Annotated in this window: 11 protein-coding genes and 1 riboswitch; all 11 genes read left to right on the forward strand. The window is 70.4% G+C overall.

What is annotated here, in order from left to right; all coding sequences use genetic code 11:
- Positions 1 to 160: 160 nt before the first annotated feature.
- The 11 genes from ACWGJB_RS20540 (at position 161) to ACWGJB_RS20590 (ending at position 13,020) form a co-directional block, all read left to right on the forward strand.
- Positions 161 to 808 (forward strand): SurA N-terminal domain-containing protein, encoded by a 648-nt coding sequence (locus tag ACWGJB_RS20540; RefSeq protein WP_453381562.1) that lies wholly within the window; start codon positions 161 to 163, stop codon positions 806 to 808.
- A gap of 159 nt (positions 809 to 967) precedes the next feature.
- Complete coding sequence (locus tag ACWGJB_RS20545; protein WP_453381563.1) at positions 968 to 1,963, forward strand: nucleoside triphosphate pyrophosphohydrolase; 996 nt, start codon at positions 968 to 970, stop codon at positions 1,961 to 1,963.
- Between the two features lie 57 nt (positions 1,964 to 2,020).
- The gene (locus ACWGJB_RS20550) at positions 2,021 to 3,298 is read left to right on the forward strand and encodes a cytochrome P450 family protein (RefSeq protein ID WP_453381564.1); all 1,278 of its coding nucleotides are present in this window, start codon (positions 2,021 to 2,023) and stop codon (positions 3,296 to 3,298) included.
- A 283-nt stretch (positions 3,299 to 3,581) separates the two neighbouring features.
- Positions 3,582 to 4,604, forward strand: a complete 1,023-nt coding sequence (locus ACWGJB_RS20555; protein ID WP_453381565.1) for a transglycosylase family protein — start codon at positions 3,582 to 3,584, stop codon at positions 4,602 to 4,604.
- A 193-nt stretch (positions 4,605 to 4,797) separates the two neighbouring features.
- Positions 4,798 to 4,969: riboswitch (cyclic di-AMP (ydaO/yuaA leader) on the forward strand.
- A gap of 3 nt (positions 4,970 to 4,972) precedes the next feature.
- Positions 4,973 to 5,674, forward strand: a complete 702-nt coding sequence (locus ACWGJB_RS20560) for a transglycosylase family protein (RefSeq protein ID WP_453381566.1) — start codon at positions 4,973 to 4,975, stop codon at positions 5,672 to 5,674.
- Between the two features lie 419 nt (positions 5,675 to 6,093).
- Positions 6,094 to 7,380: a phosphopyruvate hydratase gene (gene eno, locus ACWGJB_RS20565; protein ID WP_360489996.1), complete on the forward strand. Its 1,287-nt coding sequence runs from the start codon at positions 6,094 to 6,096 to the stop codon at positions 7,378 to 7,380.
- A 135-nt stretch (positions 7,381 to 7,515) separates the two neighbouring features.
- Positions 7,516 to 7,992, forward strand: a complete 477-nt coding sequence (locus tag ACWGJB_RS20570; RefSeq protein ID WP_360489998.1) for an FtsB family cell division protein — start codon at positions 7,516 to 7,518, stop codon at positions 7,990 to 7,992.
- A gap of 29 nt (positions 7,993 to 8,021) precedes the next feature.
- Entirely contained in the window at positions 8,022 to 8,540 is a 519-nt protein-coding gene (locus ACWGJB_RS20575; RefSeq protein WP_453381567.1) for a DUF501 domain-containing protein, read from the forward strand.
- Positions 8,541 to 8,643: 103 nt separating this feature from the next.
- Entirely contained in the window at positions 8,644 to 9,585 is a 942-nt protein-coding gene (locus ACWGJB_RS20580) for a Ppx/GppA phosphatase family protein (protein WP_453381568.1), read from the forward strand.
- 488 nt (positions 9,586 to 10,073) lie between these two features.
- Positions 10,074 to 11,453 carry an NAD(P)/FAD-dependent oxidoreductase gene (locus tag ACWGJB_RS20585; RefSeq protein ID WP_453381569.1) on the forward strand — a complete coding sequence of 460 codons (1,380 nt, stop codon included), beginning with the start codon at positions 10,074 to 10,076 and terminating at the stop codon, positions 11,451 to 11,453.
- 268 nt (positions 11,454 to 11,721) lie between these two features.
- On the forward strand, positions 11,722 to 13,020 hold the full coding sequence (locus tag ACWGJB_RS20590) for a class I SAM-dependent methyltransferase (protein WP_453381570.1): 1,299 nt from the start codon (positions 11,722 to 11,724) through the stop codon (positions 13,018 to 13,020).
- The last annotated feature ends 109 nt before the right edge of the window (positions 13,021 to 13,129 follow it).

A 13,129-nucleotide genomic window follows, 5' to 3' on the forward strand; every position in this document is an offset into this window, starting at 1 on the left:
CCCGCGAACCGACCCGCAAACCCTTGCGGAGGGTGGCGCGGCGGTGCCGGACGCGCGTGTGAATCGTTGGTCGAATGGGTTGGCCAGAGCTTGCCCACTGCCTACCATCGATCACCGCAAGACTTTGTGCACCGTCGCACAATCTCCTCGGGAGGCATCCTTGCACCGCCGCCGTCGCACCGCGCTCGTCCTGTCCGCCGCGATCGCCACCGCGGCCCCCTTCCTCACCGCCTGCGGAAGCGACGCGCACCCGGGCGCGGCGGCCGTCGTCGGCGGCCAGCGCATTTCCGTCGCCCAGCTGGAGACCCGGGTGAACGAGGTGCGCCAGGCCCAGCGGGCCGCGGTGCCGGACCAGCAGCAGTACCAGCAGGTTCTCGCCGCCACCAGCAGCCTCACCCGGGACACGCTGCACAACATGGTCCTCGACCAGGTGCTGCACCGGGCCGCCCAGGACGCGGGCATCAGCGTCAGCCGCAGGGAGATCCAGCAGATGCGCACCGGCCTCGCACAGCAGGCCGGCGGCTCCAAGGCGCTCCAGAACGCCTGGCTCCAGAAGTACGGCATCGCCCCCAAGCGCCTGGACGACAACCTCCGCCTCCAGCTGGAGGCCCAGAAACTCGCCCAGCTCCTCGGCACCGACACCACCCAGCCCGCCTTCTGGAAGGCCCTGTCCAAGGCGTCCCAGGAACTCCACGTCGACCTCAACCCGCGCTACGGGGCCTGGGACGTCCAGAAGAGCAGCCGGGTGGACGCCAAGACGCCGTGGGTACGGGAGGTCACGTCGTCGGGGACACCGGTGACGGCGTAGGGCAGGCCGGATCGGCGGGCCGGCGGAAGGAGGCCGGCGGGTGGAGTCGCGCGGGTGGAGACCGGCGGGTGTGACGCGAGCGGTCGTACGATCACTTGATCGCCCCCGCCCTGTGGACAACGCCCGAGGCCGGCGGCGCGGGTGCGTTACGTTCGGATCGTGAACACCACCAGCTCGGAAGCTCCCGTTCCCACCGTCCCCGACCCCGGCCGGGTCATCCTGCTCACCACCAGTCACCGTGTCGCCCCCGGCCTGCTGTCCTGGCCCGCCTGGCAGGCGCTGCGCTCGGCGGACCGTGTGCTGTGCGCGGACGGCGCGCACCCGCAGCTGCCCTATCTGCGGGAGGCCGGGACAACCGTGGACGAGGCCGCCCCCACCGCCCAGGAGCTGGTCGACGCCTGCGCCGGCGGTCGGACGGTGGTGGTCGTGGCGACGGCCGAGGGCGAGCCGGCCCTCACCGACGGCCTGGCCCGCCTCGCCGGCTCCGGCCGCGTGTCGATGCCCCAGCTGGAGCTGCTCCCCGCCTCCTACGACCTGCCCGGCGCCCGCCTCCTCGACCTCGTCCAGGTCATGGACCGCATCCGCGCGGAGTGCCCCTGGTCGTCGCAGAAGACCCATGAGGGACTGGCGAAGTACGCCATCGAGGAGGCGTACGAACTCGTCGAGGCGATCGAGGCCGGCGACCGCGACGAACTGCGGGAGGAACTGGGCGACGTGCTCCTCCAGGTCGTCTTCCACGCGCGCATCGCCGAGGAGGACCCGGACGCCCCCTTCTCGGTCGACGACGTGGCCGGGGGCATCGTCGCGAAACTCATCCACCGCCACCCGCACGTCTTCGGCGACGAGACCGCCTCGACACCGGAGGAGGTCAAGGAGCACTGGCTGCGCACGAAGGCGATCGAGAAGCGGCGCGAGTCGGTGACGGACGGGATACCCCTCGCCCAGCCCGGTCTCGCGCTGGCGTCGAAGCTCGCCTCCCGGGTGCGGACGGCGGGGCTGGAGGTGCCGTTGCCGCAGGCGCAGGGCATCGGGTACGAGCTGCTCGCACTCGCGGCCCGGGCCGAGGCGGAGGGAACCGACCCGGAGGCGGCCCTACGGGCGGCGGCCCGGGCGTACCGGGACGCGGTACGGGCTGCGGAGGGGGCGGATGCGTAGGGACTGCCCTGGGATCAGTCGGCTCCAGGATCCTCCGCCGCCGGATACCGTCAACAGGTGACCAACCAGCCCAGCCCCGACGACACCACCGCTCCCGAACTCTTCAGCTGGGAGTTCGCCGCCGACCCGTACCCCGCCTACGCCTGGCTCCGGGAGCATGCGCCCGTGCACCGGACCCGGCTCCCCAGCGGGGTCGAGGCATGGCTGGTCACCCGCTACGCCGACGCCAGGCAGGCCCTCGCCGACCCCCGGCTGTCCAAGAACCCGGCGCATCACGACGAGCCCGCGCACGCCAAGGGGAAGACCGGGATCCCCGGTGAGCGCAAGGCCGAGCTGATGACGCACCTGCTGAACATCGACCCGCCGGACCACACCCGGCTGCGCCGGCTGGTCAGCAAGGCGTTCACGCCGCGCCGGGTGGCCGAGTTCGCGCCCCGCGTGCAGGAGCTGACCGACCGGCTCATCGACGGGTTCGCGGACCGGGGCGAGGCCGACCTGATCCATGAGTTCGCCTTCCCGCTGCCCATCTACGCCATCTGCGACCTGCTGGGCGTCCCGCGCGAGGACCAGGACGACTTCCGGGACTGGGCCGGCATGATGATCCGGCACGGCGGAGGGCCGCGGGGCGGGGTCGCGCGGTCCGTGAAGAAGATGCGCGGATATCTGGCCGAGCTGATCCACCGGAAGCGGGAGGCGCTGTCGGCCGAGCCGGCCCCCGGCGAGGACCTCATCTCCGGGCTCATCCGCGCCTCCGACCACGGCGAGCACCTCACCGAGAACGAGGCCGCCGCCATGGCCTTCATCCTGCTGTTCGCCGGCTTCGAGACGACGGTCAACCTCATCGGGAACGGCACGTACGCCCTGCTCACCCACCCGGAACAGCGCCGCCGCCTCCAGGACTCCCTGGCCGCAGGCGAGCGCGGGCTGCTGGAGACGGGGGTGGAGGAACTCCTGCGCTACGACGGGCCGGTGGAGCTCGCCACCTGGCGGTTCGCCACCGAGCCGCTCGGCATCGGCGGGCAGCGCGTCGCCCCCGGCGACCCGGTGCTCGTCGTACTCGCCGCCGCGGACCGGGACCCGGAGCGGTTCGCCGAGCCGGACACGCTCGACCTGGCACGGCGGGACAACCAGCACCTCGGGTACGGCCACGGCATCCACTACTGCCTCGGGGCCCCGCTCGCCCGCCTGGAAGGGCAGAGCGCGCTCGCGACCCTGCTCACCCGCCTCCCGGACCTGCGACTCGCGGCGCCGGAGAGCGAGTTGCGCTGGCGCGGCGGCCTCATCATGCGCGGACTGCGCACGCTCCCCGTGAAGTTCACCCCCGACGGCCGATGAGCCCACGGGCGCCCGCCAGGCCCCGACAGACGCCCGTCAGGCCCTGCTGGCGCCCTGCCAAGCCCCCGCTGACCCTCCGCCAAGCCCCCCACTGGCGCCCACCAACCCCTCCACCTGGCCCTCCACCCGCAAAGATGACCAGCGTTCAACTCTGTGATCTTCACGTGATCTACGCGGCATTAACTTGTGACAAGTGATCGTCTGCCTATACGTTCACCCATCAGTGCGGCGCCCCGGCGGGACCCGTCGCGCCGGTCACCGCTGTCGCTCGAAAGGTTTCCGCATGCTCTCCGGGAACGGTCGTCACCGTCGCCCTCGTCAGGCTCCGGCTCTCCTCGTCGCGGCCGGCGTGACCGGCTCGGCCATCGCCATCCCGCTCCTGGGCGCGGCGAGCGCCAACGCGGCCGACGGCAGCACCTGGGACAGGGTGGCCGAGTGCGAGAGCGGCGGCTCCTGGAGCATGGACGCCGGCACCGGCTACTACGGCGGCCTGCAGATGTCCCAGGAAGACTGGGACGAGTACGGCGGCCAGGAGTACGCCACCACGCCGGACCAGGCGAGCCGTTCGCAGCAGATTTCTGTCGCCGAGAAGATCCTCGCCGACCAGGGCACCAAGCCCTGGCGGACCTGCGCCCTGATCGCCGGGCTCTCCTCGGACGACGCCTCGGTGAACGTCGACACGGGCCTCGACGGATCGGGCGACACGTCCGGCTCTGCCGACTCGTCCTCCGGATTGTCGGATTCGACCTCTTCGTCTGGTTCCTCAGATTCATCCGGTTCATCGGATTCCGGCTCGTCCGACCCCTCGTCGGATTCCTCGGGCGCCACGGACTCCGGCTCCGCCACTCCGTCCCCGAGTGCGAGTGACGACTCCGGTAAAGGCACCCCTGCCGACTCCACGAAGGCGGACAAGTCGGGATCTAAGGGCTCCGATGCCTCGAAGGCGAGCGAGAATCCCGTCGTGCCCGAAGCCGATGACTCGGACAATTCGTGGCAGACGGGCAGCTCTTGGGATCTGGTCGACACGGGGGCCGTCAGCACCGGCGGCAAGCATCGCGGCGGCTCGGCGGACGAAAGCGTGACAAACGGTCAGAGTGTGACTTCTTCCGGCCGTCACGCCTCCCGGGACGCCGGCACCTACACCGTCCGGGACGGCGACACCCTCGCCTCCATCGCCGACTCCCTTGACCTCCACGGCGGATGGCGTGCGCTCTACGCCGCGAACAAGGCGGACATCGGTGCCGACCCGAACGACATCGCCCCCGGTCAGACCCTGAAACTCGGCAGCGAAACGGACGAAAAGTAGCGGGAGTTGGCGCTTCGGGCCGCCCTACTTCGAAGTTAAATGTCCGGTTTGGTGAAAGTGTGGGATGAGTCTCAGAAGCCCTGATCATCTTTGAAATTCACCTGATCGCCTGTTTACGGTCGAGGCCGCTCGTCACCACGAGCCCCGGCCGTCGCAACGCCGAGTCCTGCCAGCGGCTGCCCGGGAACAGTCGTCGCGTCAAGCGCCGTAGGCAGGAGCGGGGGACCCAAGGTAAGTGCCGGGACCGGTAGTTGAGACTGCCGTGTCCGGCTCGGGGTGAAGCCGCGCACCGTGAGGTGTGCGGCCGGGCAACTCAACCGGCCCGAACCCGACAGCTCACCTCGCAGGCGTCGGTGAGGGGATCCTCCATGCTGTTTTCCGGCAAGGGCAAGCACCGTCGTCCGTCCAGGGCCAGCCGCGCCGCCGCGCTCGCCGGCGTCACCGGTGTCGCCATCGCCGCTCCGCTGATGGCCTCCGGCACCGCCTCTGCCGCCACCGCCTCCGAGTGGGACACCGTCGCCCAGTGCGAGTCCGGTGGCAACTGGGCCATCAACACCGGCAACGGCTACTACGGCGGTCTGCAGTTCTCCGCCTCCACCTGGGCCGCGTACGGCGGCACGCAGTACGCCGCACAGGCCAACCAGGCCACCAAGACGCAGCAGATCGAGATCGCCGAGAAGGTCCTCGCCGCGCAGGGCAAGGGCGCCTGGCCGGTCTGCGGCACGGGCCTGTCCGGCGCCGCCTACGCCGGCGGCAGCACCAGCTCCTCCTCTTCCTCCTCCTCCGGCTCCAGCTCCGCGAACAGCGGCACGAGCAGCCGTACGACCGACACCCAGGCCGCCTCCCGCTCCGCCGAGCGTCCGGCCGCCAAGAAGACCGTCACCACCCCGACCGGCAAGAAGGTCAAGAAGGGTGACGGCGAGTACAAGGTCGTCAAGGGCGACACGCTCAGCTCCATCGCCGAGAAGCACAAGGTCAAGGGCGGCTGGCAGGCGCTGTTCAAGCTGAACAAGGACATCGTCGACGACGCCGACTTCATCTACCCGGGCCAGCTGCTGCACCTGAAGTAGGCGCCCGAAGCAATACGAGGGCGCCAGCTGAACCACAGCGCCCGCACAGCCGTGGTCCCCATAGTGGAGACCGCGTGAGGGTCACCCCCGTCCCCCACGAGCCCCCGCTCCGGTGCGTTCTCCCCCGTACGCACCGGGGCGGGGTTTCTCTTTGCCGTCCTTGCGCGGGCCTCCCGCGGTCCTTGCGCGGTCCTCTCGCGAGAGGACCGCGGTCTTCTTCTTGGCCCGCTCTTCTTCCGTTCTTCATCGGGCCCCCCTTTGTTCCGTGCGTGAACAATGAGTACCGTCTGTGTGTCCAAGGGTCGGTCGGTCGTGCCGGTCGACGGCCCTGGGGCGGTTAGGCTCTAGTCGCAAGGCTGAGCAAGGGCCGACAAGGCCCGCGTGCGCCCGCACAACCAGCGTCAGATCCCAAGAAGGAGATGCTCGTGCCGTCCATCGACGTCGTCGTAGCCCGGGAAATCCTGGACTCCCGAGGCAACCCCACGGTCGAGGTCGAGGTCGGCCTCGACGACGGCAGCACGGGTCGTGCCGCCGTTCCGTCCGGCGCCTCCACCGGCGCCTTCGAGGCCATCGAGCTCCGTGACGGCGACCCCAACCGCTACCTCGGCAAGGGTGTCGAGAAGGCCGTCCTCGCCGTGATCGAGCAGATCGGCCCGGAGCTGGTCGGCTACGACGCCACCGAGCAGCGCCTGATCGACCAGGCGATGTTCGACCTGGACGCCACCGACAACAAGGGCTCGCTCGGCGCCAACGCCATCCTCGGCGTCTCCCTCGCCGTCGCCCACGCCGCCTCCGAGGCCAGCGACCTGCCGCTGTTCCGCTACCTGGGCGGCCCCAACGCGCACCTGCTGCCGGTGCCGATGATGAACATCCTCAACGGCGGCTCGCACGCGGACTCCAACGTGGACATCCAGGAGTTCATGATCGCCCCGATCGGCGCGGAGTCCTTCTCCGAGGCGCTGCGCTGGGGTGCCGAGGTCTACCACACCCTCAAGAAGGTCCTGAAGAACAAGGGCCTGTCCACCGGCCTCGGCGACGAGGGCGGCTTCGCCCCGAACCTGGAGTCCAACCGCGCCGCGCTCGACCTCATCCTCGAGGCCATCAAGCAGGCCGGCTACGTACCGGGCGAGCAGATCGCGCTCGCGCTCGACGTCGCCGCGTCCGAGTTCTACAAGGACGGCAAGTACGAGTTCGAGGGCAAGTCCCGCTCGGCCGCCGAGATGACCGAGTACTACGAGGAGCTCGTCGCCGCGTACCCGCTGGTCTCCATCGAGGACCCGCTGTTCGAGGACGACTGGGCCGGCTGGAAGGTCCTCACCGACAAGCTCGGTGACAAGGTCCAGATCGTCGGTGACGACCTCTTCGTCACCAACCCGGAGCGCCTGGCCCGCGGCATCGAGGACGGCGCCGCCAACGCCCTGCTTGTCAAGGTGAACCAGATCGGCTCACTGACCGAGACCCTGGACGCCGTCGAGCTGGCCCAGCGCAACGGCTTCAAGTGCATGATGTCCCACCGCTCCGGCGAGACCGAGGACGTCACCATCGCCGACCTCGCCGTCGCCACCAACTGCGGCCAGATCAAGACCGGCGCCCCGGCCCGCTCCGAGCGCGTCGCCAAGTACAACCAGCTGCTGCGCATCGAGGAGATCCTCGACGACGCGGCGGTGTACGCCGGCCGCAGCGCCTTCCCGCGCTTCAAGGGCTGACCCGTCGCGGGTTGCTGACCCGTCAGGGGTCGCTGACCCGTTAAGGGTCAAGGCTGCGCCAGTCGTACGTACGTCCCCGTACCGGTCCCGTACCGTGTGCGGGGACGTACGCGCGTGTGAACGGGAGGCGGGGACATGGCCGTGAAGGACCGGGACCGGTTCTCCACCGCGACCAGGCTGAAGCTGCTCGGCGAGCAGACGGCGGCCCGGGTCTACCGCTCCCAGACCAAGCGGCAGGCCCGCCGCTCCCGTCTCACCGGCCGCGCCGCGCTGCTCGCGATCGTGCTGTGCACGATGATCGTCGCGCTCGCGTATCCGATGCGGCAGTACGTCTCCCAGCGCGCCGAGATCGCCGACCAGGAACGCCAGCAGCAGCAGGCCCGGCAGCGGGTCGAGCAGCTGCGGGACGTCAAGGCCCGGTGGCAGGACGACGCGTACGCCGAGCAGCAGATCCGGCAGCGGCTGCACTACGTGATGCCGGGGGAGACGGGGTACATCGTGATCGACCCCGCTGCCGCCAGGCAGGCGCACGCCTACCTCGGGGCGGCCGACCGTCCCTGGTACGCGAACGTCTGGGACGGCGTCGACAAGTCCGACGCGTCCGACCAGTGAACCGACAGAAAGCCACACAGAACACAGTCATGCAAACGCCTCCGCCCTCCACTTCGCGCACCGAGCCGACCGACGCCGACGTCGAGGCCTTCAAGCAGCAGCTCGGGCGGCCGCCGCGCGGGCTGCGGGCGATCGCGCACCGGTGCCCGTGCGGGCAGCCGGACGTCGTGGAGACCGCGCCGCGACTGCCGGACGGCACGCCGTTCCCGACGCTGTACTACCTCACGTGCCCCAAGGCCGCGTCCGCCATCGGCACCCTGGAGGCCAACGGCGTGATGAAGGAGATGACGGCGCGGCTGGAGAGCGATCCGGAGCTGGCGGCGGCGTACCGGGCCGCGCACGAGGACTACATCCGGCGCCGGGACGAGATCGAGGAGCTGACGGGGTTCCCGAGCGCCGGCGGGATGCCGGACCGGGTGAAGTGCCTCCACGTGCTGGTGGCGCACTCGCTGGCGGCGGGGCCGGGCGTGAACCCGCTCGGCGACGAGGCGATCGCCATGCTGCCCGAGTGGTGGGCCAAGGGCGCCTGCGTGGTCACCGGCGAGTGACGCCCCCAGGAGGCTTTGCCCCCTGGACCCCCGAGACCTTCGCCCACCCACCCGTTGACTCGGTCCGTCACAAGGTCACGTACAGAGTGAGGAACACCCAGCCATGACCCGCGTCGCCGCCATCGATTGCGGTACCAACTCCATCCGGCTGCTCGTCGCCGACGCGAACCCGGAGACCGGGGAACTCGTCGACCTGGACCGGCGGATGGTGATCGTGCGGCTCGGGCAGGGGGTCGACCGGACCGGGCGGCTCGCTCCGGAGGCGCTGGAGCGGACCTTCGCCGCCTGCCGGGAGTACGCGGCCGTCATCAAGGAGTACGGGGCGCAGCGGCTGCGGTTCGTGGCCACCTCCGCCTCCCGGGACGCCGAGAACCGGGACGAGTTCGTGCGCGGGGTGCTGGACATCCTCGGCGTCGAGCCGGAGGTCATCAGCGGTGACCAGGAGGCCGAGTTCTCCTTCACGGGTGCGACGAAGGAGCTGACGGGCCGCGACGACCTCCCCAAGCCCTTCCTCGTCGTGGACATCGGCGGCGGCTCCACCGAGTTCGTCGTCGGGGACGAGGGGGTGCGGGCCGCGCGGTCCGTGGACGTCGGCTGTGTGCGGATGACCGAGCGGCACCTGGTGCACGGGGGACAGGTCAGCGACCCGCCGACCGGGACGGAGGTCGCCGCCATACGGGCCGACATCGAGCGCGCCCTCGACCTCGCCGAGCGGACCGTGCCGCTGCGCGAGGCGCACACCCTGGTCGGCCTGGCCGGGTCGGTCACCACCCTCTCCGCGATCCACCAGGACCTGCCGGAGTACGACTCCGCCGCCATCCACCACTCCCGCATCCCCTACGCCCGGGTCCGGGAGATCACCGAGCGGCTGCTGGACTCCACCCACGCCGAGCGCGCCGCGATCCCCTCCATGCACCCCGGGCGCGTCGACGTCATCGGTGCCGGCGCCCTCGTACTGCTGTCGATCATGGAGCGGGTGGGCGCGGCGGAGGTCGTGGTGAGCGAGCACGACATCCTGGACGGCATCGCCTGGTCCGTCGCCTGACCCTCCCGACCGGCCTTTCCGGCCGCCTCGCCGGCCCTCTCCGAACGCCCTGCCCGACCCTCCCGACCTCCTCGGATGAGCGTACGAGGTGGCGGGTGAGCGTCCCGGACGGCCCGTGACACGCCGTGCCACGACACCCCCGCGGAAAACTTCGTGAAGTTCTTCACAAGGAATTCGGTGCAGGTGAGGGGTCCAGGGGGCCCCGTTGGCCCGTTCGGGGTCTCAACAGCCCCGGGCGCGTGCTCAGGAGAGCGTTCCGGGGGTGTTCCCGGAGGTGCTCGTGCGGGTGACATCCGGTGCCCCCGTGGTGCCCCCGGAAGCCTGGACGAGCAGCTCACGCGGCATTGACAACGGGTCGTATCGGAAGTGGGTTCCCACTGTTGACCATGACCTGTGTCACGTGGGCGGCGGAGTGTAGCACGACCCCCGTGGAAGCTTGTGAAGGGGCGCACGAGCGGCCCCCCTGGGGCGGGTGGATACTCGATGCCATGAGCACCACGGAGCGTCCCAGGATCCTCGTAGTAGGCGGTGGGTACGTAGGCCTGTACGCAGCTCGGCGCATTCTCAAGAAGATGCGCTATGGCGAGGCGACCGTCACGGTCGTCGACCCCCGGTCGTACATGACCTACCAGCCCTTCCTCCCCGAAGCCGCCGCCGGCAGCATCTCCCCTCGGCATGTCGTCGTCCCGTTGCGACGCGTGCTGCCGAAGGCGGAGGTCCTCACCGGCCGGGTCACCACCATCGACCAGGACCGCAAGGTCGCCACGATCGCCCCCCTCGTGGGCGAGGCGTACGAGCTGCCCTTCGACTACCTGGTCATCGCACTCGGCGCGGTCTCCCGCACCTTCCCGATCCCCGGCCTCGCCGAACAGGGCATCGGCATGAAGGGCATCGAGGAGTCCATCGGCCTGCGCAACCACGTCCTGGAGCAGCTGGACAAGGCCGACTCCACGACCGACGAGGAGATCCGCCGCAAGGCGCTCACCTTCGTCTTCATCGGCGGCGGCTTCGCGGGCGCGGAGACCATCGGCGAGGTCGAGGACATGGCCCGGGACGCGGCGAAGTACTACAAGAACGTGTCCCGTGAGGACATGCGCTTCGTTCTCGTCGACGCAGCCGACAAGATCCTTCCCGAGGTCGGCCCCAAGCTCGGTCTGTACGGCAAGGAGCACCTGGAGAGCCGCGGTGTGGAGATCTACCTCTCCACCTCGATGGACTCCTGCGTCGACGGCCACGTCGTGCTGAAGAACGGCCTGGAGGTCGACTCCAACACGATCGTGTGGACCGCGGGCGTCAAGCCGAACCCGGCGCTGGCCCGCTTCGGTCTCCCGCTCGGCCCGCGCGGCCACGTGGACACCGCCCCGACCCTCCAGGTCCAGGGCACCGACTACATCTGGGCCGCGGGCGACAACGCCCAGGTGCCGGACGTCGCCGCCCGCAAGGCCGGTGTCGAGAACGCCTGGTGCCCGCCGAACGCGCAGCACGCGCTCCGTCAGGCCAAGGTCCTCGGCGACAACGTGGTCTCCGGCATGCGGGGCTTCCCGCAGAAGGAGTACAGCCACGCCAACAAGGGCGCGGTCGCCGGTCTGGGTCTGCACAAGGGCGTCGCGATGATCGTCCTGGGCAAGACGAAGATCAAGGTCAAGGGCCGTCTCGCCTGGTACATGCACCGTGGCTACCACGGTATGGCGATGCCGACCTGGAACCGGAAGATCCGCATCTTCGCCGACTGGACGCTGGGCATGTTCCTCAAGCGCGAGGTCGTGTCCCTGGGCGCCATGGAGAACCCCCGTGAGGAGTTCTACGAGGCAGCCAAGCCGGCTCCGGTCGCCGCCCCGAAGACCGAGGAGAAGGCCAAGGCCTCCTAGCCGAAGCCTTCTGGGTCAAGGCCTCCCGGGTCGAGGTCCGCAGGCCTCGGCCGTCGGACCACCTCGAGGATCTCCCGCGACACCACCCGAAGGACCTCCCGCCATCCGTGGTGCGGGAGGTCCTTCGGCGTTCCCGGGCCCACCCGTAACTGCGTGGCCGCTACAGCTGTTTTGCCCAGTCGTAACTCCTTTGCGGGACTGCGATGCTGACCTCACGGTGTTTACGTGGTAACCGGCATCCGGGATCGTCGTCTTGGAGGTGTACGCCATGGCCGACGCCGCGTCGCGGCTGAGGAGTGTTGCCGAGCAGGTGCTGGGAGTCCCGCTCCCGGTACGGCTGCGGGCCTGGGACGGATCACAGGCCGGACCGCCGGACGCCCCGGCGATCGTGATCCGCAACCGCCGTGCCCTGCGTTACATGCTGTTCAAACCGGGTGAACTGGGCCTGGCCCGGGCCTGGGTCGCCGGCGACCTGGACATCGAGGGCGACCTGTACAGCGCCCTGGCGGTGATGTCCGGACTGATCTGGGAGCGCGGGGAGGACGACCGTACCCTCGGCCAGGCCCTGCGCGACCCCGAGGTGCGGGCGGCCGTCCGGGAGCTGCTGAAGCTCGCCGGACCGCCCGTCCCGCCGGCCCCGCCCCGCGAGGAGGTGCGCAGACGCCGCCATCTGCACACCCGTCGGAGTGACAAGCAGGCCATCAGCCACCACTACGACGTGGGGAACGACTTCTACGAGCTCGTCCTCGGGCCGTCGATGGTCTACTCCTGCGCGTACTGGGGGGCCGTCGAAAATGCAGACACCCTGGAGACCGCCCAGCGCGACAAGCTGGAACTCGTCTGCCGCAAGCTCGGCCTGAGGCCCGGTCAGCGGCTGCTCGACGTCGGCTGCGGCTGGGGCTCGATGGCGATCCACGCGGCCCGCGAGCACGGCGTGAGCGTCGTCGGGGTCACCCTCTCCCAGGAGCAGGCCGCGTACGCCCGTAAACGGGTCGCGGACGAGGGTCTGACGGACCGGGTGGAGATCAGGGTCCAGGACTACCGGGACGTCAGGGACGGGCCGTACGACGCGATCTCGTCGATCGGGATGGCCGAGCACGTGGGAGCGGAGAAGTACCTGGCGTACGCGAGCGATCTGTACGCGCTGCTGAAGCCGGGCGGGCGGCTGCTCAACCACCAGATCGCGCGGCGCCCGCAGCGCGACGAGGCGGACTACCACGTCGACCCGTTCATCGACGCCTACGTCTTCCCGGACGGGGAACTCGCCCCGATCGGCACCACCGTCACCCAGCTGGAACGGGCCGGGTTCGAGGTGCGGGACGTGGAGTCGATCCGCGAGCACTACGCCCACACCCTGCGCCGCTGGGTGGTCAACCTGGAGGCCGACTGGGCACGGGCGGTACGGCTCACCAGCCCCGGCCGGGCCCGCGTCTGGCGGCTGTACATGGCCGCCTCGGCCCTCGCCTTCGAACGCAACCGGATCGGCGTCAACCAGGTGCTGGCCGTCAGGACACCCGAGTCGGGGGCGTCGGGACTGCCGCTGCGCGCCCGTACCTGGAACCGGTAGACCGGCAGGACGGCGAAGGGGGGGGGCGGCCCCCCCGGGGGGGGGCCGGCGGGGGGGTGGTGGCGGCGCCGGGGGGGGGCGCCGGGGGGGGGGGGGGGCCCGCCCGGGG

Source organism: Streptomyces sp. NPDC054813 (assembly GCF_053611365.1).

What these genes read in the sequence shown, in the direction of transcription:
- ACWGJB_RS20575 (WP_453381567.1), top strand. Translation starts at nt 8,022, where the DNA reads ATGCAAACGCCTCCGCCCTCCACTTCGCGCACCGAGCCGACCGACGCC.
- ACWGJB_RS20560 (WP_453381566.1), top strand. Translation starts at nt 4,973, where the DNA reads ATGCTGTTTTCCGGCAAGGGCAAGCACCGTCGTCCGTCCAGGGCCAGC.
- ACWGJB_RS20580 (WP_453381568.1), top strand. Translation starts at nt 8,644, where the DNA reads ATGACCCGCGTCGCCGCCATCGATTGCGGTACCAACTCCATCCGGCTG.
- eno (WP_360489996.1), top strand. Translation starts at nt 6,094, where the DNA reads ATGCTCGTGCCGTCCATCGACGTCGTCGTAGCCCGGGAAATCCTGGAC.
- ACWGJB_RS20555 (WP_453381565.1), top strand. Translation starts at nt 3,582, where the DNA reads ATGCTCTCCGGGAACGGTCGTCACCGTCGCCCTCGTCAGGCTCCGGCT.
- ACWGJB_RS20570 (WP_360489998.1), top strand. Translation starts at nt 7,516, where the DNA reads ATGGCCGTGAAGGACCGGGACCGGTTCTCCACCGCGACCAGGCTGAAG.
- ACWGJB_RS20590 (WP_453381570.1), top strand. Translation starts at nt 11,722, where the DNA reads ATGGCCGACGCCGCGTCGCGGCTGAGGAGTGTTGCCGAGCAGGTGCTG.
- ACWGJB_RS20585 (WP_453381569.1), top strand. Translation starts at nt 10,074, where the DNA reads ATGAGCACCACGGAGCGTCCCAGGATCCTCGTAGTAGGCGGTGGGTAC.